The organism is Burkholderia sp. lig30 (assembly GCF_000687455.2).
Taxonomy (GTDB): domain Bacteria; phylum Pseudomonadota; class Gammaproteobacteria; order Burkholderiales; family Burkholderiaceae; genus Burkholderia.
On record NZ_JGVW01000053.1, the window covers coordinates 1 to 22,927 of the forward strand.

23 protein-coding genes are annotated in these 22,927 nt (G+C 68.2%); 4 read left to right on the top strand and 19 right to left on the bottom strand.

Annotated features, from left to right (window positions below; translation table 11 throughout):
• Positions 1–16: 16 nt before the first annotated feature.
• The gene (locus LIG30_RS05090) at positions 17–1,660 is read right to left on the bottom strand and encodes a DUF3459 domain-containing protein (protein WP_038710399.1); all 1,644 of its coding nucleotides are present in this window, start codon (positions 1,658–1,660) and stop codon (positions 17–19) included.
• 320 nt (positions 1,661–1,980) lie between these two features.
• Positions 1,981–2,634 (bottom strand): DUF1345 domain-containing protein, encoded by a 654-nt coding sequence (locus LIG30_RS05095; protein ID WP_038710401.1) that lies wholly within the window; start codon positions 2,632–2,634, stop codon positions 1,981–1,983.
• A 206-nt stretch (positions 2,635–2,840) separates the two neighbouring features.
• Here LIG30_RS05095 and LIG30_RS05100 point away from each other — a divergent pair, with 206 nt between their 5' ends.
• Positions 2,841–3,572, top strand: coding sequence for a metallophosphoesterase (locus LIG30_RS05100; protein WP_038710210.1), 732 nt, complete (start codon positions 2,841–2,843; stop codon positions 3,570–3,572).
• 65 nt (positions 3,573–3,637) lie between these two features.
• Here the strand turns inward: LIG30_RS05100 and LIG30_RS05105 are convergent, their stop codons facing one another.
• Together LIG30_RS05105 and LIG30_RS27135 are read right to left on the bottom strand one after the other, a co-directional pair.
• Complete coding sequence (locus tag LIG30_RS05105) at positions 3,638–4,348, bottom strand: RES family NAD+ phosphorylase (protein ID WP_038710213.1); 711 nt, start codon at positions 4,346–4,348, stop codon at positions 3,638–3,640.
• Complete coding sequence (locus tag LIG30_RS27135; protein ID WP_051994877.1) at positions 4,339–4,758, bottom strand: MbcA/ParS/Xre antitoxin family protein; 420 nt, start codon at positions 4,756–4,758, stop codon at positions 4,339–4,341. The genes LIG30_RS05105 and LIG30_RS27135 overlap by 10 nt, the downstream gene beginning before the upstream one ends.
• A 324-nt stretch (positions 4,759–5,082) precedes the next feature.
• On the opposite strand from LIG30_RS27135, the gene LIG30_RS05115 reads away from it, so the two are divergent.
• A complete protein-coding gene (locus LIG30_RS05115) occupies positions 5,083–5,865 on the top strand; it encodes an ABC transporter substrate-binding protein (RefSeq protein ID WP_038710215.1) in 783 nt (260 codons plus the stop codon).
• A 208-nt stretch (positions 5,866–6,073) separates the two neighbouring features.
• On the opposite strand, the gene LIG30_RS05120 is transcribed toward LIG30_RS05115, so the two are convergent.
• From LIG30_RS05120 to LIG30_RS05190, 15 genes are all read right to left on the bottom strand, one after another.
• Positions 6,074–7,045 carry a type II secretion system F family protein gene (locus LIG30_RS05120; RefSeq protein ID WP_038710216.1) on the bottom strand — a complete coding sequence of 324 codons (972 nt, stop codon included), beginning with the start codon at positions 7,043–7,045 and terminating at the stop codon, positions 6,074–6,076.
• Positions 7,046–7,098: 53 nt separating this feature from the next.
• Positions 7,099–8,076, bottom strand: coding sequence for a type II secretion system F family protein (locus tag LIG30_RS05125; RefSeq protein ID WP_038710218.1), 978 nt, complete (start codon positions 8,074–8,076; stop codon positions 7,099–7,101).
• A 49-nt stretch (positions 8,077–8,125) separates the two neighbouring features.
• Positions 8,126–9,493: a CpaF family protein gene (locus tag LIG30_RS05130; RefSeq protein WP_038710220.1), complete on the bottom strand. Its 1,368-nt coding sequence runs from the start codon at positions 9,491–9,493 to the stop codon at positions 8,126–8,128.
• A 20-nt stretch (positions 9,494–9,513) separates the two neighbouring features.
• Positions 9,514–10,722: an AAA family ATPase gene (locus LIG30_RS05135; protein ID WP_038710221.1), complete on the bottom strand. Its 1,209-nt coding sequence runs from the start codon at positions 10,720–10,722 to the stop codon at positions 9,514–9,516.
• A gap of 22 nt (positions 10,723–10,744) precedes the next feature.
• Positions 10,745–11,206 carry a TadE/TadG family type IV pilus assembly protein gene (locus LIG30_RS05140; RefSeq protein WP_038710222.1) on the bottom strand — a complete coding sequence of 154 codons (462 nt, stop codon included), beginning with the start codon at positions 11,204–11,206 and terminating at the stop codon, positions 10,745–10,747.
• Positions 11,203–11,706 carry a TadE/TadG family type IV pilus assembly protein gene (locus LIG30_RS05145; RefSeq protein ID WP_083493910.1) on the bottom strand — a complete coding sequence of 168 codons (504 nt, stop codon included), beginning with the start codon at positions 11,704–11,706 and terminating at the stop codon, positions 11,203–11,205. Before LIG30_RS05145 ends, LIG30_RS05140 begins: the two co-directional genes overlap by 4 nt.
• Positions 11,707–11,747: 41 nt before the next feature.
• Positions 11,748–13,034, bottom strand: coding sequence for a pilus assembly protein TadG-related protein (locus LIG30_RS05150; RefSeq protein ID WP_038710226.1), 1,287 nt, complete (start codon positions 13,032–13,034; stop codon positions 11,748–11,750).
• A 25-nt stretch (positions 13,035–13,059) separates the two neighbouring features.
• The gene (locus tag LIG30_RS05155) at positions 13,060–13,359 is read right to left on the bottom strand and encodes a hypothetical protein (RefSeq protein ID WP_038710227.1); all 300 of its coding nucleotides are present in this window, start codon (positions 13,357–13,359) and stop codon (positions 13,060–13,062) included.
• An 18-nt stretch (positions 13,360–13,377) separates the two neighbouring features.
• Positions 13,378–15,504 (bottom strand): type II and III secretion system protein family protein, encoded by a 2,127-nt coding sequence (locus LIG30_RS05160; protein ID WP_038710229.1) that lies wholly within the window; start codon positions 15,502–15,504, stop codon positions 13,378–13,380.
• A 101-nt stretch (positions 15,505–15,605) separates the two neighbouring features.
• The gene (gene cpaB / locus LIG30_RS05165; RefSeq protein WP_038710232.1) at positions 15,606–16,445 is read right to left on the bottom strand and encodes a Flp pilus assembly protein CpaB; all 840 of its coding nucleotides are present in this window, start codon (positions 16,443–16,445) and stop codon (positions 15,606–15,608) included.
• A gap of 35 nt (positions 16,446–16,480) precedes the next feature.
• Positions 16,481–17,881, bottom strand: a complete 1,401-nt coding sequence (locus tag LIG30_RS05170) for an ATPase (RefSeq protein WP_038710234.1) — start codon at positions 17,879–17,881, stop codon at positions 16,481–16,483.
• Between the two features lie 30 nt (positions 17,882–17,911).
• A complete protein-coding gene (locus tag LIG30_RS05175; RefSeq protein ID WP_038710237.1) occupies positions 17,912–18,451 on the bottom strand; it encodes an A24 family peptidase in 540 nt (179 codons plus the stop codon).
• A 28-nt stretch (positions 18,452–18,479) separates the two neighbouring features.
• Positions 18,480–18,665, bottom strand: a complete 186-nt coding sequence (locus LIG30_RS05180; RefSeq protein WP_038710239.1) for a Flp family type IVb pilin — start codon at positions 18,663–18,665, stop codon at positions 18,480–18,482.
• A gap of 106 nt (positions 18,666–18,771) precedes the next feature.
• Entirely contained in the window at positions 18,772–18,948 is a 177-nt protein-coding gene (locus LIG30_RS05185) for a Flp family type IVb pilin (RefSeq protein WP_235510202.1), read from the bottom strand.
• Between the two features lie 123 nt (positions 18,949–19,071).
• A complete protein-coding gene (locus LIG30_RS05190; RefSeq protein ID WP_038710242.1) occupies positions 19,072–19,242 on the bottom strand; it encodes a Flp family type IVb pilin in 171 nt (56 codons plus the stop codon).
• A 1,058-nt stretch (positions 19,243–20,300) separates the two neighbouring features.
• Between LIG30_RS05190 and LIG30_RS05195 the strand changes: the two genes are divergently transcribed.
• Both LIG30_RS05195 and LIG30_RS05200 read left to right on the top strand, forming a co-directional pair.
• Positions 20,301–21,539 (top strand): glycosyltransferase family 87 protein, encoded by a 1,239-nt coding sequence (locus tag LIG30_RS05195; protein WP_038710244.1) that lies wholly within the window; start codon positions 20,301–20,303, stop codon positions 21,537–21,539.
• Entirely contained in the window at positions 21,539–22,921 is a 1,383-nt protein-coding gene (locus LIG30_RS05200) for a glycosyltransferase family 87 protein (protein WP_038710245.1), read from the top strand. Before LIG30_RS05195 ends, LIG30_RS05200 begins: the two co-directional genes overlap by 1 nt.
• Positions 22,922–22,927 lie beyond the last annotated feature (6 nt).

Consider the following 22,927-nt stretch of genomic DNA (forward strand, 5'->3'; position numbering starts at 1 on the left):
TTAGCGTGAACAGGCCCTAGGCACGCATCGCGTGCCACGCGCCGCCGTCGAGCCGCCGCACGTCGTGCGTCAGCGCGTAGTGATTGACGTCGCCCGTCAGCCACGCCACCAGCGAAAAAGCCGGCAATTCACCCTGATCGATCCGGTCGCGCGCCCGCCCCGGCGTCTCGAACACCACCATCCCCGCCGGCGCGTCGAACGGCACCGCGTCCGGCGACAGGTTCAGCGCGATGCTGAGCGTCTCGCCGTCGGACAGCCGCCACGCCGCCAGCAGCGCATCGGCCTCGCCGGTGCCGTCGGTGCGCAGCGTATGGGCGTCCTGCGGCCGGCAGTCGGCCAGGCGCGGCGCGATCAGCTTCGCGCGCACCGCGAGCGCCGATTGCACGAAGTGCGCGCGTTCGAGATCGCGCGCGGTCTCATCGAAGATCAGCGGAATCTGCGGCGTCAGCAGCGACAACGCGAGCGCGGCGAGTCCCGCCTCGCTGCCCTGCCGCGTGTCCTGCCACGCGCCGTCGGACAGCACGAGCGAGGTCAGCGGCAGCGTGGTGTCGCCGGCTTCGCCCGGCGACGCCGCCGGCTGGAACACCGAGCCGGCCGCCGTCAACGCGCGCGCGAGCGCATGGATCGACTGGTGCGGCGAGATGCCGTCGCTGCCGGCCGGTTCGCGGCCGGTCAGCCGATGCAATGCGCGCTCGCCGCAGCCGTTCCATTGCGCGTCGAAATGCGTGTCGACCAGATGCGCCGGATGCCGCTCGCTGCCGAGCACCAGATGGATCATCCGGTCGGACGGCACCGCCGCCCGCACCCGGTCGGCAATCTCCCGCAGCCATGCGCTGCCGATGCGGTCGGCCTCACGCAGCCGCAAGCCGTCGCAGCGGAATTCCTCGATCCAGTACAGCGCGTTGTCGGAGAAGAAGTCGCATACGTCCGGATGATCGAGTGCGAGCGGTGGAGCCTGCAGCGGGTCGTCGCGCGTGTGGAAGAACGGCGCCGCGTAATGGCGCAGTGCTTCGCTGCCGCTGCCGAAGCGCGCGTAGTCGAGCTCGAGCAGCACCGCGAGGCCGTAACCGTGCGCCTCGTCGATCAGCGCCTTCAGCGCGTCGGGGCCGCCGTCGGCCGCGAGCGGCGCGAACGGCAGGCTGTCGTGCGGCGACGCGAGCAGTTCGAGCGCGGTCACGCCGAGGTGGGCGAGCTGCGGCAGGCGGCGGCGCACGCCGTCGAAGCCGCCCGCCGCGTGCGGCTGGATCGCGTACAGCGCGATGCCCTCCCACGGACGCCCGCACCAGAACGTGTGGCGCCACGTGAACGCGCGCGGATCGATCACCTCGCTCGGCCCGTTCAGCCCTTCGGGCTGCGAACGGGATGCGGGATCGGGAATCGACACGGTGTCGTCGAGGCAGTAGCGGTAGCGCGCGCCGGCGCCGCAGTCGGCGAACACCTCGAACCAGTCCGGCCCGGCGGACGCCATCGGAATCGTGCGCGGACCGTCGCCGGTATCGAGTTCGAGCTGGACCTGAACGCTGCCCGGCGCCCAGACGCGGAAATGCGTGCGCGGCGTGGCGCCCGTCGCGCCGCACGGCTGCGCGCCGAACGGCTGCGCGCCGAACGGCAGGCAGTGGATGTAATGATGCGCATACGGATCGTGCGGGCAATCGGACATGATTGCGCTCCTCATGCGTGCCGGGCTGCGCGGCTGCGCCGTCGACGCGGCGCAGTGGCCTGGCATGCGTTGGCCAAGCGGAAGGGATCAACAGTATGCGCCGGTTTCTCCACGGGCGAGCCCGGCTGACGGCACTTTTTAAACGTGTCTTGACCCCGGCCGGCTCGGCTCGGCTCGGCTCGGCTCGGCTCGGCTCGGCTCGGCTCGGCTCGGCTCGGCTCGGTGCGCTGCGGCCTGATGCGCGGCAACACGCGGCCGGCGGCGTGCCCGCCGTGCGTGCGCCCGCATCCCGGCAGGCAGGCCCGGCGAAGCGATGCCGCTCAGCCGAGCAATCCGGCCGCGACGTTGATCGACAGCCCCAGCACGGCCATGTTGAAGTAGAACGACAGGATCGACTGCGACAGCACCGCGCGCCGTGCGGAGCGGTTCGCGAGCGACACGTCGGCCGTCTGCGACGCGACCGCGATCGTGAACGAGAAATACAGGAAGTCCCAGTAGTCCGGCTCGGCGTGGCGATCCGGAAACTTCAGCGCCGGCTCGCCGCCCGGCGACGCGTAGTAGAGCCGCGCGTAATGCAGCGTGAAGATCGTCGGGATCAGGAACCACGCGCCGAACAGCGTCGCACCGGTCACGACGTAATGGCCGAGTCCCGCCCGAAAGCCGACGTTCTTCGCGGTTGCCAGCTCGATCGCGATTGCCGCGACGCTCGCGATCGTCGCGATGCAGATGATCGTCAGCACGGTCGTCGCGCTCTCGTCCTCGCGGACCGCGATCTCGCGCACGCGGTGATGATGCGCCGTCACCATGCGCACCCACATCAGCACGAGATACAGCCAGATCGCGCCATCCCAGCCGATCAGCGCGCGCACGGTCGGGCGCAGTGAAAAAGGCATCAGGAGCGCGAACAGCACGCCCGCGACGAGCGCCGCGACCATGCGCGGCCGGTTGCGTAACACTTGCGGATAGAGCGTCATCATGCGTGTCGAAAGTGAAGGGAAAGGTGCCGGCCCGCTCGTGCTGCCGGCGGCGGGCGACCGGCTTCGGGCGACCGGCTTCGGGCAACCGGCTTCGGGCCGGCCCCACAGGGTAGCGCCCCCGATTATCGCCAATCCACCATGACGGCGTCACACACAAAGCGCCGGAGCCTGTTCCCGCCGGCAACAGGCTCTACCATAAAGGCATGAGCGCCGCTCCCCAACTCCGCCGCCACGCCGCCAACGCCGCCGGCCGCGATTTCGTCGTCGGCGACCTGCACGGCTGTCTCGACGCGCTGCGGGCGCTGCTGCACGATGTCCGCTTCGATCCGGCGCGTGACCGCCTGTTTTGCGTCGGCGATCTCGTCGACCGCGGTCCGGAATCCGAAGCGGCGCTCGATCTGCTTGACCGTCCGTGGTGCCACGTCGTGCGCGGCAACCACGAGGAAGTGCTGTCCCTCGTCGCGCGCGGCAAGCTGCCCGCCGATGCATGGCGGGGCATCGGCGGCGACTGGGGCGTCGACCTGCCGCCCGAGCGCCTGCGCGCGCATGCGGCGCGCGTCGAGACGCTGCCGCTCGTGCGCGTGATCGGCGACGGGCCGGCGCGCTTCAATGTGCTGCACGCGGAGTTTTTCGGATCGGATGTCGAACTGGATGCGGGCAGCTACTCGGCCGCGGTACGCGAGCGCCTGATCTGGGGGCGCGATCTCGTGCAAGGCCTTGCCGATCCGGACTGGCAACGCGGCCTGTCGCTGACCTGCAGCGGCCATACGCCGGTGCGCGCGCCGCTCAGGATCGGTTCGCAGTGGTTCATCGACACCGGCGCGTTCGCGCCCGCCGGGCGACTCACGCTCGTCGAGCCGCGCACCGGCGCGAGCTGGTCGGTGTCGCTGGCGGATGCCCGCGCGCGGCGGGCGGGCGACTGGCCGTTGCCGTGAAGCCCGTGTGGTGCCCGGTGGCCGGTACTCGGCACGCTTCGTCGACGCGATCCGGCGGCGCCGCCCTATCCCACCTGATGCAGTTCGAACACCGCATCGATCGCCGTGCCGTTCCACGCGTATTCCAGATAGGCCTCGTGACGGCAGTCGCGCAACACCGTCGAGTGGAACGCCGCGACGCATTCGCCGTGCGCGTCGTGCACGGACGGATAGACAATCCCCGCCCCGCCCGCGTCGCGCACTGCGCGCCCGAGCGCCCGCGCCGCGCCTCCGTCCAGCGGATCGAGCAGGACCGGACCGTGCTGCACGCGCGGCGCCCGCACGTCGACCACTTCGCCCTGCACCGTCAACGCGTACAGCCGCATCTGCTGGCGCATCGGCGGCGCCTTCGTCGCGGCGAGGAACCGGCTGCAGTGATCGCGCGTTTCGGCGATTGCCGTGTCGCGCGAATGCGCGCAATAGAACACGCCGTAGCTGCCATCGGAAAAGCGGCCGCCCTGCGGATCCGGATGCGTGAACGCCGCCATCACCGGCCCCCAGCCGGGACCGTACCGGCGCTCGGCGGGCGGGACCAGATTCAGCACGCCGATCTCGTCCCGGATGCGATCGTCCGTCAGCGCTTCGAGCGCGTGGAGCGCGTCGAGATCCCCGGCGGGGGCGACACGGTCGAACAGGCCAGCCGCCGGAAAACGAGTGGGAACGACCCGATAGGCGGGCGTCCAGTCGAGGGCCGCCGTAGGCCAGCGCGTCAGGATTTCCGGATCGTTCACGCCCACCCGCCCCGCATCGCGTCGAGATATTGCCGCACCGCGACGAGATCGCTGACGTTGCCCGCCAGCATCCGGTCCAGCGCGCGCTTGCCGCCGAACGGCGGGGCGTCGTTCGGGCACTTGACCCATGCGTCGGCGGCGGCCGGTTGCGGCAGCAGGATTTGCAGTGCCTTGTAGATGCCGAGCAGCAGCGACAGGCGCTCGAGCGTGTCGCGCGGCACGCGCGCCGATTCCGGCGACGCCTTCCATTTGAAGAAGGTCGAACGGCCCGGCGAGCCGAGCAGGACGATCTGTTCGTCGGCGGACAGCGCCCAGTCGCGCGCGATGTTGAAGAATGCGCGCAGGCCGGCTGCCGACATCTGCGATATCGACGCTCGCGACGAAGTGCGGCGCGGACTGTGAGCGGGTTCGGACATGACAGTGAGTCTCTAAGCGAATTTACTCAGAAGGTTAGTCCATTTTCGTATTTCCACAAGGGGCGCCGCGATCGCCGCCGACGAAAGCGATATTTTTTCCATTCTGGACTCTTATTTTATTTTCTGCGTATATTTCCGATACGGACGCGCCGCTGGAGATCGCGCCGATCGGGCGAACAGCTCGGGCCGGGGCGCGGGCGAGCAGCCTTCGTCTCCGCCTGAGCGGCCGTGTCTGACCGGCCGTGTCTGACCGACCGCGTCTGACCGACCGTGTCCAACCAACCGTGCCGTATTGAACCGGATTGACCTTCCAAGGAACGCACAATGAAGAGACTGATTGCAGCCGTATCGATCGCCCTGCTCGCGGTTTCGGCAGGCCCCGCCGCCGCGAAGGACTGGACCACGATCCGTTTCGGCACCGACGCCAGCTACGCGCCGTTCGAATCGAAGGCGCCCGACGGCAAGCTCGTCGGTTTCGACATCGACCTCGGCAACGAGATCTGCGCGCGCGTGAAGGCGAAATGCGTGTGGCTCGAAAACGATTTCGACGGGATGATTCCGGCGCTGAAGGCGAAGAAGTTCGACGCTGTGCTGTCGTCGATGTCGATCACGCCGCAGCGCGCGGAACAGATCGGCTTCACGACCAAGATCTACAATCAGCCGACCCGTCTCGTCGTGAAGAAGGGCTCGCCGCTGCTGCCGACCGCCGAATCGCTGAAGGGCAAGTCGATCGGCGTCGAACAGGGCACGACCCAGGAAGCGTACGCGAAGGCGTACTGGGCGAAGCAAGGCGCGAACGTGGTGTCGTACCAGAACCAGGACGGCGTCTACGCCGACCTGATCGCCGGCCGGCTCGACGCCGCGCTGCAGGACGAGGTGCAGGCCGCGATCGGCTTCCTGAAGTCGCCGCGCGGCGCGAACTACCAGTTCGTCGGCCCGGAGCTCGTCGACGAAAAGATGCTCGGCATCGGCGCCGGCATCGGCCTGCGCAAGGAGGACGCCGACCTGAAGGCGAAAATCGACCGCGCGATCCTCGACATCGTGAAGGACGGCACGTACAAGCGGCTCGCGTCGAAGTACTTCGATTTCGACATCTACGGCGGCTGACACCTACGGCGGCTGACGTCGCGCGGCGCGCATCGCGTGAGCGCGCGGCGCACCGCCGCCGGAACCTTACGTCATGCGGCGCCATACCCGGCGCCGCGCCATCCGGGCATCACGCACAGACAAGGCAATGCGGCCGGACATGCCGGCCGCTCCGCTCCCGCACCTAACCCGCCGCCGACGCATCCGGCGGCGTGCGCGTTCCTGCCGGTCAGCCGCCCGTCCCCGCGAACGTCGGCAGCAGAATCCGGTAGATATGCAGGAACGCCGGCCCGAGCAGCACCGTCAGCAGCGCCGGGAAGATGCAGAAGATCAGCGGGAACAGCAGCTTCAGCGCGATCTTCGCCGCGCGCTCCTCCGCGCGCATGCGCCGCCGCGTGCGCAGCATGTCCGACAGCACGCGCAGCGACTCGCCGATGCTCGTGCCGAAGCGTTCGGCCTGGATCAGCATCGCGCAGAACGAGTCGATGTCCTCGACGCCGGTGCGCAGCGCGAGATTGTGCAGCGCCGCCTCCTTCGTGAAGCCCGAACGCATCTCGAGCAGCATCAGCTCGAGCTCGCGCGCCACCACCGGGCTGCGAAAGCGCAATTCGTCGCACACTTTCATCAGCGCCGCATCGAGGCTCAGGCCGGCTTCGACGCACACGGTCAACAGGTCGAGCGTGTCCGGGAAATCCTCGAAGATCGCCTGCTGCCGCAACGCGACGCGGCGCGACAGCACGACGTTCGGCAGGTAATAGCCGATCGCGCAGAGCAGCACCAGCACCATCGACAGCGCGTAGCGGCTGTCGCCGAGCTTCGTCGCGATCAACGCGGGCAGCGCGATCGCAGGCAGCACGAGCGCGAGGAAAGTCTTCGCGGCGAAATAGATGCTGGCCGCGTTCGCCGTGCGCCAGCCGGCATTCATCATCCGGATGCGCAGCGGCGAACTCTCCCATCCTTCCTTCGGCAGCGACAGCTTCGAGATCGGCTGCGCAATCTCCGCGAGCTTCGTGGTCCACGTCGGCCCGCCATCGGCCGGCGCGCCGCCGCCACCGAGTGCGGCCGCCCCGCCGCTCGCCTGCAGGATACGGCGCTGCATGCTGCGCGGCACGAACACGAGCATGGCGACCAGCGCGCCGGCGAACACGATGGCGAACAGGCCGGCGAGTATGACGATTTGCGTAACGTTCAGGTTATCCATGACTTTCCTCGAACAGATCGTGAGGCATCCGGTTGCGCGACGCCTGTCGCGGATCAGACATGAATCCGGATGATGCGGCGCATCCAGAGCACGCCGAAGGCCATCATCGTCAGCATCACGCCGATGATCTTGAGGCCTGCCGGATCGGTCCACAGCACCGACAGGAAATCGCGGTTCAGCAGCATCATCACCCCGCCGGTGCCGAACGGCAGGCACCCGAGCACCCATGCCGACATGCGCCCTTCGGCCGACAGCACGCGAATCTTGTCGAACAGCTTGAAGCGCTCGCGGATCAGCGCCGCGATGCTGTCGAGCAGCTCCGCGAGGTTGCCGCCGGTCTCGCGCTGGATCAGCACGGCGATCACGAAGTAGCGCAGGTCGCGCACCGGCACGCGTGTCGCGAGGTTCATCAGCGCGTCGTGCAGCGAGACGCCGTAGTTGATCTCGTCGAACGTGATGCGGAATTCGCTGCCCATCGGCTCGGAGAACTCGTCGCTGACCATCCCGATCGCGCTCGTGAACGCATGCCCGGAGCGCAGCGCGCGCGCGATCATGTCGCACACGTCCGGCAATTGCCGTTCGAGCTTGCTCATCCGCTTCCTGCGGCAGCGCATCACGCGCAGCGTCGGCAGGATCGCGAAGCCCAGCGCGATCGGCAGCGTCACCAGAAACGGCAGCGGCGTGAACGTCAGCACGAAAAGCGCGATCGGCGGCATCGCGAGGCTGATGCCGATCAGCTTCGCGACCGACCAGGTCAGGCCCGACTGCTGCAGCAGCAGATCGAGCGACTGCACGCGCGGCACGCGCATCAGCCAGCGGTCGAACGGCCGCGCGTCGTTGAGCATCCGCTCCTTGAGGATCGACAGCCGCTCCTGCTGCACCTGCCCGCCGGCCGACATCGCGCGGATGCGCGCCTCGATGCGTTGCGCCGCGGCGCCGTGCCGCGCGTTCCACCACTGATACAGGCCCTCGAACGTCAGCACGACCGCGACGAACAGAAGGATCACAAATGCGTAGAAGATCGGGTCCATGGTCATTCCTCGTCTTCGAACGACGGCCGGCACGCGCCGGCCGCGGCCTTCAGTTCGCGTCGTAGCGACGCGACGGGTCGTACAGCGAATCGGGCAGGTTGATGCCGAACGCCTGCAGCCGCTCGGCGAATTTCGGGCGTACGCCCGTGGCGCAGAAGTGCCCGCGCACCGCGCCGTTGTCGGCCATGCCGGTCCGCTTGAACGTGAAGATTTCCTGCATGTTGATGATGTCGCCTTCCATGCCGGTCAGCTCCGAGATGCTGACGATCTTGCGCTTGCCGTCCGTCAGGCGCGCCGCCTGCACGACGACCGAAATCGCCGACGCGATCTGCTGGCGCATCGTCTTCGTCGGCAGCGACAGGCCCGCGATGCTGATCATGTTCTCGAGGCGCGTGAGCGCGTCGCGCGGCGTGTTCGCGTGGATCGTCGCGAGCGAGCCTTCATGGCCGGTGTTCATCGCGTTCAGCATGTCGAGCGCCTCGGCGCCGCGCACTTCGCCGAGGATGATGCGGTCCGGGCGCATCCGCAGCGCGTTGCGCACCAGCGTGCGCTGCGTGATCTCGCCCTTGCCCTCGATGTTCGGCGGACGCGTTTCGAGGCGCAGCACGTGCGGCTGCTGCAGTTGCAGTTCGGCCGCGTCCTCGATCGTGACGATCCGCTCGTTCGGCGGGATGAAACCGGACAGGATGTTGAGCAGCGTCGTCTTGCCGCTGCCGGTGCCGCCCGACACCAGCACGTTCACCTTCGCGCGCGCCAGCGCATCGAGCAGCTCGGCCATCGGCGGCGTGAGGCTCTGATAGCGCACGAGGTCGTCCATCTTCAGCGGGCACACCGCGAAGCGCCGGATCGACATCAGCGGCCCGTCGATCGCCGACGGCGGGATGATCGCGTTCACGCGCGAGCCGTCCGGCAGGCGCGCGTCGACCATCGGGCTCGATTCGTCGATGCGGCGGCCAACGCGCGACACGATCTTCTCGATCACCTTCATCAGGTGCGCGTCGTCGTAGAACGTGACCTCGGTCAGCTCAAGCTGCCCGTGGCGCTCGACGTATACCTGCTTGTACGTGTTGACCAGGATGTCCGACACGCCCGGGTCGCGCAGCAGCGCTTCGAGCGGCCCGAACCCGAACATCTCGTCGTACACGTCGATCGCGAGCTGACGCCGCTCGATGTCGTTCGCGGGCAGCTTGTCCTCGTCGAGAATGCGCGAGATCAGCGTGGTGATTTCCTGACGCACCTGATCCTGCGGCAGCCGGGACAGGCGCTCGAGTTCGACCCGTTCGAGCACCGCCGCGTGGATTTCTCGGCGCAGCTTCTGGTAGGCCTCGCGCACCATCGAGCCCGCGGCGCCGCCCTGTTCGGCGCGTGACGTGAAGGTTGGCGCCCGTTGCAACGACATCTGTTCGCGCAGTGACATGATGGACTCCCCGAGTGATTTCACATGGACTTGAGTTTCGGCGTGGCGCCGCGCCCGAACAACCTCGCGATCAGCGGCTCGCTGCGATGTGCTCCGTGCGCCGTGCGCGAATCGCCGTCGACCAGTTGCTTCGCGCAGCTCTGCAGTGCGCGCGCGACCGCGCTGTTGCGCGCGAGGCGCGACACCGGATGGCCCTGGTTCACCGATTCGAGCACGACGTCGCTGTCTTCCGGAATCACGCATGCCGCGCGCATCCCGAGCACTTCCTCGAGCGCCGCGCGCGCGCGGTCGCTCGACCGGGTGTTGCGGTTCAGCACGAGACGCAGACGGTCGAGCGGGCAACCGAGCGACATCAGGATTTCCTGCAGCCGGCGCCCCGCGCGCACGTTCGGCATCGTCGGCTGCAAGACGAGCTCGATCTGGTCGCTGCGGTCGAGCGCGACCATCGACAGCGGATTGAGATTCAGGCCGAGATCGAAGATCACGAAGTCGTAGCGCGGCGCGGCGACGCCGAGAATCCATTCGAGCGCGTCTTCGCGCATCTCGGCGGCCTTGACGGGATCGCCCGCGCCCGCGAGCACGTGGAAGGTTTCGCTGACGCGCGCGACGCTCGCGTCGAGGAACGCGCCGTCGAGACGCTCCAGTTGCGCGCACAGTTGCGGCAACGTGGACGGCGGCGTTTCGTCGGTCACGAGGAAGGCTGCGTCGGCGAACTGCTGGTTCAGGTCGATCAGCAGCACGCGGCGCTTGTAGCCTTCGGCGATCTCGTACGCGACGTTGCTGGCGATGAAGCTGGTGCCGGTGCCGCCCTTGCACGACATGAACGACACGATGCGGGTGTCGCCGCTGTCGCGCCGCGTGCTCTGCGCAGCGGCGCGCTGTAGCGCATCGCCGAGTGCATTCATTTCGAGCGGCCAGGAAAGCACGTCGCGCACGCCGGCGCGCATCGCGTCGAGCAGCGTATGCGGCGACGCATCCGCGCTGATCAGCATGCAGGTCACGCCCGCGTGCAGCCGGCACATCCGCTCGATCGCCGACAGCTCGGCCGCATCGATGGACGCGCAGTCGATCATCAGCACGTCGAATGCATCGAGGCCGTCGGTGCGATGTTCGATCTGCGACGGGCGGCCCGTCGCGCGCGTGACGCGATAATTGCCGCAGTCGCCGACGAGCCGTGCGACTTGTGCCAGATGTCCTGTATCGTCGGACGCCACGAGGATGTTGATCATGTTGTTCGCCTCGCCTGTTCGTTCATTGACAAACCGTGCCGCCCGTCGACGTCGCCAGGCTTTCGCGCGGCAGCGTCGTCGTGAAAGGCGGCATCGTCACCGCGACTTTCACGAACGGAATCAGCGTCGTGATGGTGACGTTCGTGACCTTGACGGTGACGAACGAGCAGGTGCTGCGCGCGGTCGTCGCATCGGCGTCGCAACCGGCCGGCAGGTAGCTGAGCGACACGTTCGAGTTCGCGAGTACCGGCAGCAGCGACGTGATGCGCGTCTTGATGACCGACGCATCCGCATCGCACACCGTCGCGGTGCGCGCGCCGAGGCGCATTGCCTCGCTCGCGGTGTTCCAGTAGAACAGCACGCGCCCGAACTCGCAGATGCCGATCAGCAGCGTGCAGAAGATCGACGCGATCAGCGCGAACTCGACCGCGGTCGCGCCGCGTTCGGCGCGGCGGCGCAGCAGGGACAGGGAGCGCGGTTTCATGACACTTGCCTCATCACGGTGATGATGTCGCCGAACGTCAGCTGCTGCAGGCCGCTGAACGCGGGAATCGGCTGATACTGGTAGCCGGTGATCTTCACCTCGACGAGGTTGATGCTCCCCGCCGGCGTGCCGCCCGACGAGCCGTTGTTCGAGTCGTAGATCGGCACGTTCGCGAACTGCGCGGGATCGTTCGTCCCGCCGCAACCGGACGTGTGCGACGCGTCGCACACCACCACCATCGTCGTCGTGAGGCCCGGCGCGAGCTCGGTGCCCGATGCGCCGCAGGTCGTGCTGCCGTAGACCACGAGACACTGCGCGGCCGCCACCGGGTACGCGGGATCGCTCGACTTGTACGTCGACAGGTAGCGCGCGGCATCGCGCGTCGCCTTGGTCAGCGCTTCGTACTGGTAGATCGCGCGCCCGAATTCGGAGACGCCGGTGACGAGCAGGATCATCGGGATCATCACGATCGCGAACTCGACCGCTGCCACGCCTCGCATCCGCGACCGAAGAGTCAGATGTTTTTTCATGATCGCCTCTTCTACTGGATGAGCACCGGCACCTGCGGGCCGACCGAGCTGCCGCTGCCCGGCACGCCTTCGGTCGCGCACGGGCTGCCCGGCGTGCTCGACGAACCGAGATACTCGACATGCGCGACGATGCTTCCCGCGCCGCCGCTCCCCGCGTTCGCATCCATCGGCTCGAGCATCAGCACGCAGTCCCACTGCAGCACGGCCGTCTTGTGCGAGCCGCCCCCGCTCAGCGCCGAGCAGTCGACCTCGGGCGCGAGCGCGATGCGGCGGTCCGCGCCATAAGTCTGGTAATCGCTCTTGCCGAGCGCCGTGCCGCCGGTGTTGATCTGGGTAGTCTTATCGCCCTGATACAGCGTGTTCTGGAGCCGGTCCTGCACGAAGCGCGAGTAGGCATCGGTGGAACCATAAATGTTCGACGTCTGCGACACGCCCGTCGCGGTGTTGTAGGTCGCGCCCGTGAAGTCCGGCGTGTTGTCGGGCGTGCCGGCCGCCGGCGCCTTGAAGCCGTGGCCGTAGATGCCGAAGCGCGTGTTCCATGCGTCGGCACTCGCGGCCTTCTGGCCCGGCGAGCCGATCTGCGCGCCGGTCGCCGGCAGGCTGCAGTAATTGCCCGTCAGCTCGTTGGTGACCTCCGAATTGCTGTTCGATCCGTCGAGCGCCGCCCAGCCGAAATTCCCGCTGCCCCACGACGTCGTGTTGCCGAGCGCGCTCAGCCACTCGCCGGGCGTATGGCCGCCGCTCTTCTGGCACAGGAACACCGGAATCGCACAGGTCGTCTGCGCCGCGCCGACGGTCGCCACCGCGGTCGCCGACACCGCCGCATTCGCGATGCTCACGCCCGGCATGAAGTTCAGTACCTGCATGAACCAGTTCGCGATGTTGGTGACCGACGTCGTGCATTTCGCGTACTTGATGCTCGACGGCGACGACACCGCACTCTTCGTCACGAACGGATTGCTCAGCGAGTCGCTGTAGGTCACGTTCGAATCCGTCAGCAGCTGCACCGCCGATCTCTGAAACATCGCGTAATTCAGGTGGCCGGCAGTGATGCCGGCCGCCTCCGAAACCGACAGGTTCGCGATCGCCCCTGTCAGGTCGCGCGCGGCCGCCAACGCGCAAGCGTCGGCGCTGTTCTGTAGTTCGCTCCGCGCGACGTACAGCTTGCCGAGATCCAGCGCGAGGCCGACGAATCCGATCAGCACCGCCAGCGTCAGCGCGACGATGATCGAGACCACGCCGCGCTGACGGTGGATGCCGCGAGCGGCGGTGAGCGGGTGTTGGACGACACTGGACATGGCGTTCTCCCTGAGCGTTCCGTCGTTATTGGCCGCTGGCCTTGCTGATGCCGATCACGAACGCATTCGCCTTCGGCTCGCTGTGCTCGAACGACTTGTCGTAGTTGTCGAGCGCCGCAGCGGCGGAGTGGCCCGGCATGCCGGGGTCGGACTGCGTGTGTTCGGCGGCGTGCGGATCGATGATCTGCGCTTGCATCACGGTGCGCACCGATTCGCCGAACCGGCCGTCCCACACCGGTGTCGACACCGAGCAGCCGGCCAGCGCGGCGGCGAGCGGCACGGCCAGCGCCGCGCGGCGCACAAAAAAGAGGTAGGCGGATTTCATGAGTTTCCCCTTGATGTCTCAGTGATCGGTGGACGACGGCGCCGCGCTCGAGCGGGCGACCTGCTGCACGCGATGCTTCGTCGTGCCGTGCGAACCGGCCTGGCTGGCCGCGGCGATCCGCGCCGCTGCCGCTTCGATGCGTGCGATGCGTGCCGCGGTCGCGTCATCCTGCGCCTTGACTGCCGGCGGCGCGGACTCCGCCGCTGGCGCGGCTGCCGGTGCCTCGGCTGCGGGCGCTGCCGCAGCAGCAGCTTCTGGTGCCGGCGCCGCCGCGGGCACCGCAGCCGCCACGACAGGCGCCTGCGCGGGGGCCGTCGGCGCCGCCGTCACCGGCGCGTGTGCGGTGGCCATCGCAAGCGGCTGGGCGGACACGTTCTGCACCGGCACCGGCATCACCGAAGTCGCTGGCTGCGCCGCCGCGTCGGCCGGCTGGGTGGCGCGCGGCGCCGGCAGCGCGGCTGCCGGGCCGCTCTGCTCGCCCTGCGGCGGAACCGGAGCCGGCGTCGGCGTCGGCGCCGGAGCGGGTGCCCGGGACTGCGGCATCGGGGCAGTGTCGCTGGCGGGCTGTTGCTGCTTGCCGTGCTTGCGCAAGCCGCCGCGCCCTTCCATGTTGCCGGTCGCGTACACGTCCGCTTCGTTCGGCTTCGTGAAGCTGTCGGTCGGCAGCGGCACGTCGGCGGTCTGCAGCGGCTTCACCAGGTGCGGCGTGATCACGAAGATCAGCTCGGTGCGATCCTGCTGGAACGACGTGCTGCGGAACAGCGCGCCCAGCACCGGAATCTCGCCGAGGCCCGGCACCGACTTCAGCGTGCCCGCCGCGTTGTCCTTGATCAGCCCGCCGATCGCGAACGTTTCGCCGTCGGCCATCTGCACGGTCGTCGACGCACGCCGCGTGGTGATCAGCGGCAGGATGGTCTGGCCGCTGATGTTGGTCGCGGTGAGCGTCACGCCCGTCTGCGACAGCTCCGACACTTCCGGCGCGACCCGCAGGCTGATGCGGCCGTTCGACAGCACCGTCGGCATGAACTTCAGCGCGACGCCGAACTCCTCTTCCTGCAGCGTGATCGTCGTGCCGCCGTTCGAGTTGCTCTGCGGCACCGGGATGAAGATCTTGCCGCCGGCGAGGAACGTCGCTTCCTGGCCGCTGATCGTCACCAGGTTCGGCTCGGCGAGGATCTTGACGGGGTTGTCGGTGTCCTGCGCGTCGACCGCGACGTTGAACGGCTTGTTGTTCGCCTTGCTGACCGCGATACCGTTCGCAACGCCGGCGAGCAGGCTGCTCACCAGCATGCCGCTCCACGAGCCGAAGCCGCCCTGGATGTTGAACGCCGAGCCGAGCTGGTTGATCAGCGTCTTCGACACCTCGGCGACCTTCACCTCGAGCATCACCTGCTGCGGCGCCGTCACGCTCAGCATGTTGAGCACGTTGCCGACCTTCCCGCTGTCGCCGTTTCCGCCGCTTCCGCCGTTGCCGGCATTGGCGTAGGCCTTCGCGATCGCCGCCGCCTGCTGCGCGGCCTGCGAGTTCGACACGTTGCCGGCGAGCACGATCGTGTCGGCCGCGGTCGACACGTGGATGTCGCGCTCGTTCGGCATCAGCTGCGCGAGCGACGCCTGAAGCCCGCCCGCGTCGGCGCCGACCGCCACGTCGATGATCCGGCACGCGCCGCTCCTGCCCTGCACGATCATGTTGGTCGTGCCGACCGACAGCCCGAGGATGTAGAGCGTCTGCGGCGACACCATCGTCGCCTGCGCGACGGCCGGATTGCCGATCGTGCGGTTGCGGACCGCCTCGGGCATCGGCACGAGCAGCGACTTGCCGAGCGGCACGCTCACCGACGTCGACTCACGCACGGCGCCGACGCAGTTCGGACCCCGCAGCGGCCCGGAGGCCGCCGCCGCGCCCGCCGCCCCCGCGGCGGGAACCGGCGTCATGCTGATCGTCATCTGCATCGGCCCCTTGCCCATCGCGGCGGGCGCCGTTGCGGCGCCGCCCTTGACGAGGGCGCCGGCTTCCGCGCCTTCCTGCGCGACCGCGCTGTAGACGTTGAACCATCCGGCGCAGAGCATCGCCACCACCATCGTGCCGTGGAATGCGCGCAGGCGCGCCGGCCCGGCTCCAGAAGTTTGCGGTTTGATCTTCATTTCGTCTGATCCCCCGAGTTCCCGGCGAAACGCCGGGCTTGACTGTCAAAGGTCGCCGCGCATCGCGAACGGCCTGGATACTTCCCGTCTTGTTGATGAATTCAGAAGCACTCGACGCTGCCCCTGACGCCGCTCAGCACACCGATGCAGTCACGGCCCGCCGAAGGCGCCGCATGCGACACGACCCGCACCCGCACGGGCTTGGCGCGAACCGGCGCAGGCGCGGCTGCCGGTGCTGCCGGCGTGCCGAGCAACGTCACCTTGGTCGCGCCGTCGGTGTTCATCGTCTGCTTGTCGATCTGGTTGCGCAGCACGAGCGACAGCGTGCCGACGCTGCGCGCGAGGTCGAGCTTCTCGGCCTGTTCGGGCGACACTTCCAGCGTCACCGCGTTGACGACCTTCGGCGCCGTGTCGTCGCGGCTGACCTGCTGCGCGACGGCCAGCACCAGGATGTGCTCGAGCACGATCTTCGAGATGCTCTGCTGGTTGTCAGTCTTGCCCGGTTCCTGCGTGTTGACGATCACGTCGACGTAGTTGCCCGGCAGCGCGAAGCCCGCCACGCCGACGACGTCGTTGACGCGCACCGTGATCGCACGGTTGCCCGCGCCGATCACGGCGGACAGCCCGCCCTTCGTGCCGAGCGGCGCGAGTTTCGACTCGAGCACCGGCTCGCCGCGCGACAGGCTCGTGCGCACGACGCGCCCTTCGAGCGATTTCACGTCGTTGAACGAGCCGGGCGGCACGCTGGCGGTCGGCCAGCTGACGGCGTGGATCTGGTTCGGCCCGAGCGGCTCGCCCAGGTTCAGGTCGGTGGCCGCGACGGCGACCTGCGTGACGGCGCTGGAGGACGTCCTCACGAGCCAGCGCGATGCGAATGCGACGGCGGCGAGACCCGCCACCATGGCGATGACCAGCATCGTGATTGCGCGACTGTTTTTCATGGCAATGCTCCTCGACAGATCATGAATGGAACGGCTCAACCGGAGACCAGCGTGCGGCCGATGCGATCGGCCGACGGCGGATGCGGGCTCTCGCGTTCGGGCGCGGAGCCGAAGTACGCGGTCCACGCCTCGTGCAACGCGTCATGCGTGACTTCGGGCGGGTCGCCGCGATAACGCGCCGACGCCGCGACGAGACGCAGCAGGTCGCCCGGGAAACAGGCGAGGAATGCCTTGCCGGTCGGCAGGTGCAGCTTGTGCGCGAGATAATCGAACGCGTCGGCGGCCGGCACGAGGCCGAGCGTCCCGCACATTGCGTCGAACACCGCGTGGTAGTCCTCGATCTCCAGCGGGCCGACGTAGAGCTTCGAGCCGAGGCGGCGCAGGAATGCGTCGTCGCCGAACTGCGACGGCGCGATGTTGCTCGAGAACACCGGCCACACGTCGAACGGCACGATGAAGCGGTTGCCGGTGCCGAGCGTCAGCAGGTCGATGCCACGATCGAGCGGCCGCAGCCAGCGGTTGAGCAGGTCGCGCGGCTCGACGCGCTGGCGGCCGAGGTCGTCGACGATGTACATCCCCATGTTGGCCTTCACGTGGGGCGGCGCCTGGTAGAAGCCCGACCCTTCGTCGCGCCGCAGTTCCAGCTCGTCGAGCGTCAGCTCGCCGCCCGACATCACGATCGGGCGCTCGCAGAGGCGCCAGCGGCGGTCCACCGACTGGCCTTCCGGCTGCACTTCCGCATCGACGTGCACCAGCGGGTCGTAGATCTGGATGACCTCGCCGGCCGCGTAGATCGCGTAGGGCACCGGCACCTCGCCGCGCATCAGCGAACCGAGCCGCTCCGCGAAGTACGTCTTGCCGCTGCCGGCGGGCCCGTGGATCAGGAGCGGCCGCCCCGAATTCAGCGACGCGGCCGCGGCGTCGAGCAACGCGGCGTCGAACACCATGCCCTCGAATGCGGCCATCACTTCGTCGCGCGAGATGCGCAGCTTGCGCACCGAGTGCGCGGCGATGATCTCGAGGTATGCGTCGAGCGTCACCGGCGCCGGGCCGCCGTAGTTGCTGCGCGCCTTTTCCTCGATCGCGAGCACGCGGCCCGCGTCGGTGAGCCGGAACGACACGTCGAGGTCGGTCGTGCCGCGATGCGTGATCTCGACGAGATGCTCGCGCACGAGAAACGCGAGCACGTCGTCGAGCACCGAGATCGGCAGGCAATGCCGCTCGATCAGGTCGCCGTACTCCGAACGCCCGTGCATCAGCGTGGACTTCAGCACCAGCCCCGCGAGAAACGTCTCGCTCAGCCCGGTGTCGGCCACCGTGCGCGGCGCACGCGGCATGCGCGGGAAGCGCTTCGTATGCGACTCGCGAGACGGCGCCGGATCGGGCAGATGGGCGATCTGCGCGTCGCGTCGCGATTCCGTATGGTCTTCGTTCATGATCGCTCCGTATGCGGTATCCGGCCCGTGTCACACGGACGCCGCGAACAACATGCTCATCGTCCCCACGGCGATCGCGACGCCATACGGCAACGCGCCCACCGACTCGGCCTGCGCCGTCGTGCCCGCCGCGCCGGCTTGCCGGCGGATCGCGGCGTGCATCGCGAGGCCGCGAACGTTTGCGAACAACTGCAGCACGCGGCCCCGCCAGATCACGACCGCCAGCGCGCAGATGCCGCCGGCCACGAACGTCGCGAGCACGATGCAGGTCGTCAGCGCCGGTCCCACCCACGCGCCGATCGCGAGCATCAGCTTGACGTCGCCCGCCGCCATCCCGCGCAGCAGGTAGAGCGGCAGCAGCAGCAACAGGCCGGTCACGGCGCCCGCCAGCCACGCGATCGAGCCTTCGCCGACGCCGCGCAGCATGCATTGCGCGATCAGCGCGCCTGCGAGTGCGATCGCGATCAGGCGATTCGGAATCCGGCGGCTGGTGATGTCCGTGCTGGCTGCGATGATCACGAGCACGGTGACGCACAGCGGAATCGGATGCGGCGGCGCGACTGGCAACATGGCGGACCTCGTCATCAGGAATTCGGATTCAGGACATCGCGGCGGTGACCCGCGACGCCAGGTTGTCGTAAAGGTCGCCAAGCGAGCCACCGAGCGTATAGATGCCGCCCAGGACGGCGATCGCGATCAGCGAGCCGAGCAGCGCATACTCGATCGACGTCACCCCCTGCTCTTCGCCGATCCACTCCCTGATCACGTGCACACTGGTTTGCATGGCGATCTCCGTTCTTTTCTAGAGCCGCAGTACATGAGCACCGGGTCCGCCGATACGCATTCCGCCGTCATGGCCGGAATGCCGGATGGCGCTTCACGTATGCGCGTTACAGGTCTGTCGCGATGGAGCTGAAAACCGAGTTGAGGTCGGTTCCCACCACATAGGCTCCGCCGATGATCGCTACCCCGATCAACGACGCGATCAGACCGTACTCGATCGCCGTCACGCCCCGCTCATCGCTCACGCACCGTGCATCACGCACGGATGCAATCAATTCGAACAAGCCGTTCAGTGCTTCAGAAAAATATGTCGACACCATGACATGCTCCTCGCCGAGTACCGTATACGTCATCGCCCTTGGAAAAAATGACGGACGAATCAACCGGTGAGTCGTCCGTCGGTGCGCTCAAAGATCGCCGCCGATCTTGGTGAACACGGAGTTCAGATCCGTACCGACGGTGTAGGCTCCGCCAATGATGGCGACGCCGATCAGCGAGGCGATGAGGCCGTACTCGATGGCGGTCACGCCGTCTTGGTCACGGAGGAATTGCTTGACTTTCAGGATGATCTTCGACATGGTATTTCTCCTTTTGGACGACTAAATAAAATCCCTTGCCACCCATTGGCTCGGGGCTTGCTGCCACTGCTACAAAAAACTCAGAACGCGAAGATTGGACGAAGCGGCACCGGCGCACGGGCGCACATTCCCTTGCGGGCCGATTCGATGACTGCGGAAGATCGTGCTGGCTGCGCGTGCGTGGCGATCAGCCGGACGCGCCGGCCGCCCGAAGCGGCCTGGATGCCGGACGACGCACGCCGTCCTGGCGAATGAAGAGCAGCCGCCCGGCGAGGTGCCGTGGCGCTGCGGTTGCGGCTCGCGTGCCGCGACGTGCTCTGGTCAATCATTTTTGTTACCCCCGACTTGCGTCATCTGTTTTCTATCGGCTGCCGGACGAAGCCGGCCTCCCGCTGGTCAGACGGCGACTGCCCAGTGAATCCGGTTGCGCTGACTACCCTCCCGCGCTCCGGACTCGAACCCCGTGGGCCGCGCCGGCTTCGATCCTGAGTTTGTTGATTGTCTGGATCGGCCGGTCGTCACGTCGTCGACTTCCGCGTGCTCTCTTTCGCAAAGAGCGGGCCAGCTCGATGCGAACCCAGACGGCACAAGGGTGTCGGGCGAGACGGCCTGCGTGCGCGGCAGGTCCGGCAGGCGGAAAGTTACGCTTCTGATACATCCGTCGCTTCGGCGGCGCGCCGGCAACCGCCGCAAAGCCCCGTCAGGCAAGGCGCAAAGAATTTTCTCGGGATTTTCCCCAGTCCCCCCCTCGAGCGGCCCGACGCGATCAGTGTGCAGGTTTGCATCACCCCGAATCGCGAAATGTTTCAGGTCCGTAACACGAATGCGCGCCGAACGGCGATTTCGGCCTGCCGAGAGACCGTTTTTCCGTCGCCGGACGTTTTTAAACGCCTGGTGAACCCGGCGCCGGTTTGCATCGGCGCGCGTTTTTTTCTAACAATGAATGCAACGAATGGCCGGACGATGCCAGAAAGCGAACATGCTTCGATGTCCGGACGACACCACAACACAGGTTCGGGCCGCAGCGACATCGCGGCCCCCACTGCAGGCAGGACATCATGTACGTAGCGAATCGGGGATCGCGCCATGACACGTGGCGCACTGCTTACTGGCTGACGGCCGAACGGATCGTGCCGTACAGCTGCGCGATGCTGTTCCTCTGCCTCGTCACGCTCGGCACGTGGGCATGGACGACGCACGGCTTCAGCGCCGACAGCGCGGCGCGGCCCGCGATCGATTTCGCCGTGTTCTGGACGGCATCCGACCTGACGCTGCATGGCCAGGTCGCGTCGATCTACGATTTCAGACAGTTCGCGCACGCCGAACTGACACGGTTCGGCCCCTATCTCCATCGCGGCTTCCTGCCGTGGCTGTATCCGCCGACGATGCTGCTGCTCGTCGCGCCGCTCGCTTTCGTGCCGTTTCTGCCCGCCCTCCTCCTCTTTTTCGCGGGCAGCTTTCTATGCTATGCGCGTGCCGTCACGGGATTGTCCGGGCTGCGCGCGCACCTGCCGCAACCGCGCCTCGCCGCGCTCGCGGTGCTGGCGTTCCCCGGCGTGTTCACCGCCGCCGTGGCGGGGCAGAACGCGATCCTGACCGCCGCGATCGCCGCGTTCGCGCTTCGCCATCTCGAGCGGCGGCCCGTGGTCGCGGGGCTGCTCATCAGCCTGCTCGCGGTCAAACCGCAAATGGCCGTGCTGTTTCCGCTCGTGCTGATCGCCGCGCGCGCGTGGCGCGCGTTCGCCGCCGCCGCGGCCGGCACGGTGCTGCTCGTCGCGACAAGCGCGGCGCTCTGCGGCAGCGCCGCGCTGCACGGGTTCTTCGACGGCATGTCGACGGTGCGGGAAATCATGCTGACGCAGGCTGTCGACTACTGGCGGGCCTCGCCGACGCCGTTCGCCGTGCTGCGCCTCGCCGGCGCGTCGATGCCGGCCGCGTATGCGGCGCAGATCTCGGTCGCGCTGGTCGCGGCCGCTTCCGCCTGCCACGTCTGGCGCCGCACGCACGACGTGCGCCTGCGCGGCGCGGCGCTCGCGGTCGCCGCCCTGCTCTCGACGCCCTATCTGTGGCATTACGAACTGGCATGGCTCGGCATCGCGATCTTCTGCGTTGCCGCGTACGGCCTCGAAAACGGCTGGCTGCCGGGCGAACAGGGCGCGATCCTGCTCGCCTGGCTGCTGCCGATGTTCGAGTTCTTCAATCGCGCGGCGCATCTGCCCCAGATCGGACCGCTCGTGCTGCTCACGATGCTGTTCGTCGTCGTGCGTCGCGCCGCGCTCGCACCACGGGGGCCGTGATGCACATCCGCCTTCCCGGCCGCCACGCGCTGCCCGCCTTCGACGCGCATCCCGAGCTGCCCGCGGCCGGCCCGCGGCGGCGCCCGCACTGGCTCACGCTGCGCCGCATGCGCCTGTACGCGTGCATCGCGCTGTGCTGCTACGCGCTGTTCGTCGGCATCTACGTCGTGCGCCTGTTCGGTCCGCACGGCGCCGCCATGAGCCCGCTCGGGCTCGATTTCGCGCCGACCTGGAGCGCCGCGTGGCTCGCCGCGCACGGCCGCGCGGTCGATGCATGGCATTTCGCGGCGCTGCGCGCGATCCAGGAGCAGGCGGTGCCCGCGATCCGCGGCACGCAGGGCGGCCTGCCGTGGCTGTATCCGCCCGCGATGCTGCTGATGGTGACGCCGCTCGGCTGGCTGCCCTACGCGCTCGCGGCCGTGCTCTGGATCGGCAGCGCGTATCTGCTGTTTGTCGTGGCGGTCGGCGCAACCGTGCATCGCCACTCGGCGATGCTGTGCGCGTTCGCCTTCCCCGGCGCGTTCCTCGCCGCGATCGTCGGGCAGAACAGCCTGCTGACCGCGGCAATGGCCGGCCTCGGCCTGTTGCTGCTGCAGCGCCGCCCCGTCGCCGCCGGCGTCTGCTTCGGCTGCCTGGCCATGAAGCCGCAGCTCGCCGCGCTGTTCCCGCTCGCGCTGCTGTGCGCCGCTCAATGGCGGGCGCTCGCCGCGTGGGCCGCGACGATCGCCGGCACTGCCGCGCTCGCGACGCTCGCGTTCGGCTCGGGCGCGTGGCTCGGCTTCCTGCACGGCGTCGCCGGCGCGTACCGGATCGTCGGCGACGGCCATGCGCTGCTCGCGCGGATGCCGAGCGCGTTCGCGATGGCGACGCTCGCCGGCTGGCCGCCATTCGTCGGCGACGTGCTGCAGGCACTGTCCGCGCTGTTCGCGATCGGCGCGGTCTGCTACGCGTGGCGCGGCAGCTGCACCTATGCGCTGCGCGCCGCGACGCTCGCGTGCGCGACGCTGCTCGTGAGCCCGTACCTGTACGACTACGACCTCACGTGGTACGCGCTCGTGATGGCCTGGTACGCGCGTCACGCGTTCGCGCTCGGCTGGCGGCGCTTCGACCGCGAATGGCTCGCGCTGCTGTGGATGACGCCGCTCGCGGGCCTTCTCGTCGTCACGCACCTGAGGTTCCAGTTCATGCCGTTCGTCACGATCGTGTCGCTCGCGCTGCTGCTCGCACGCATCGCGCACGAACGCCACGAAGCGCCCTGCCTCCCGGACGCGCACGACAGCGCGACCGACACCGGCTTCACGCACGCCGCCCTGCCACACCACCCGGCGCCGCGGTTTCATCGACTCGACCGCCAGCGGCTGCCGCACGGCAGCCGCGACTAGAGCGGA

Excerpts from the sequence above, each read along its gene's own strand:
- LIG30_RS05090 (WP_038710399.1), bottom strand. The coding sequence starts at position 1,660 with ATGTCCGATTGCCCGCACGATCCGTATGCGCATCATTACATCCACTGC.
- LIG30_RS05095 (WP_038710401.1), bottom strand. The coding sequence starts at position 2,634 with ATGACGCTCTATCCGCAAGTGTTACGCAACCGGCCGCGCATGGTCGCG.
- LIG30_RS05100 (WP_038710210.1), top strand. The coding sequence starts at position 2,841 with ATGAGCGCCGCTCCCCAACTCCGCCGCCACGCCGCCAACGCCGCCGGC.
- LIG30_RS27135 (WP_051994877.1), bottom strand. The coding sequence starts at position 4,758 with ATGTCCGAACCCGCTCACAGTCCGCGCCGCACTTCGTCGCGAGCGTCG.
- LIG30_RS05115 (WP_038710215.1), top strand. The coding sequence starts at position 5,083 with ATGAAGAGACTGATTGCAGCCGTATCGATCGCCCTGCTCGCGGTTTCG.
- LIG30_RS05120 (WP_038710216.1), bottom strand. The coding sequence starts at position 7,045 with ATGGATAACCTGAACGTTACGCAAATCGTCATACTCGCCGGCCTGTTC.
- LIG30_RS05125 (WP_038710218.1), bottom strand. The coding sequence starts at position 8,076 with ATGGACCCGATCTTCTACGCATTTGTGATCCTTCTGTTCGTCGCGGTC.
- LIG30_RS05130 (WP_038710220.1), bottom strand. The coding sequence starts at position 9,493 with ATGTCACTGCGCGAACAGATGTCGTTGCAACGGGCGCCAACCTTCACG.
- LIG30_RS05135 (WP_038710221.1), bottom strand. The coding sequence starts at position 10,722 with ATGATCAACATCCTCGTGGCGTCCGACGATACAGGACATCTGGCACAA.
- LIG30_RS05140 (WP_038710222.1), bottom strand. The coding sequence starts at position 11,206 with ATGAAACCGCGCTCCCTGTCCCTGCTGCGCCGCCGCGCCGAACGCGGC.
- LIG30_RS05145 (WP_083493910.1), bottom strand. The coding sequence starts at position 11,706 with ATGCGAGGCGTGGCAGCGGTCGAGTTCGCGATCGTGATGATCCCGATG.
- LIG30_RS05150 (WP_038710226.1), bottom strand. The coding sequence starts at position 13,034 with ATGTCCAGTGTCGTCCAACACCCGCTCACCGCCGCTCGCGGCATCCAC.
- LIG30_RS05155 (WP_038710227.1), bottom strand. The coding sequence starts at position 13,359 with ATGAAATCCGCCTACCTCTTTTTTGTGCGCCGCGCGGCGCTGGCCGTG.
- LIG30_RS05160 (WP_038710229.1), bottom strand. The coding sequence starts at position 15,504 with ATGAAGATCAAACCGCAAACTTCTGGAGCCGGGCCGGCGCGCCTGCGC.
- cpaB (WP_038710232.1), bottom strand. The coding sequence starts at position 16,445 with ATGAAAAACAGTCGCGCAATCACGATGCTGGTCATCGCCATGGTGGCG.
- LIG30_RS05170 (WP_038710234.1), bottom strand. The coding sequence starts at position 17,881 with ATGAACGAAGACCATACGGAATCGCGACGCGACGCGCAGATCGCCCAT.
- LIG30_RS05175 (WP_038710237.1), bottom strand. The coding sequence starts at position 18,451 with ATGTTGCCAGTCGCGCCGCCGCATCCGATTCCGCTGTGCGTCACCGTG.
- LIG30_RS05180 (WP_038710239.1), bottom strand. The coding sequence starts at position 18,665 with ATGCAAACCAGTGTGCACGTGATCAGGGAGTGGATCGGCGAAGAGCAG.
- LIG30_RS05190 (WP_038710242.1), bottom strand. The coding sequence starts at position 19,242 with ATGTCGAAGATCATCCTGAAAGTCAAGCAATTCCTCCGTGACCAAGAC.
- LIG30_RS05195 (WP_038710244.1), top strand. The coding sequence starts at position 20,301 with ATGTACGTAGCGAATCGGGGATCGCGCCATGACACGTGGCGCACTGCT.
- LIG30_RS05200 (WP_038710245.1), top strand. The coding sequence starts at position 21,539 with ATGCACATCCGCCTTCCCGGCCGCCACGCGCTGCCCGCCTTCGACGCG.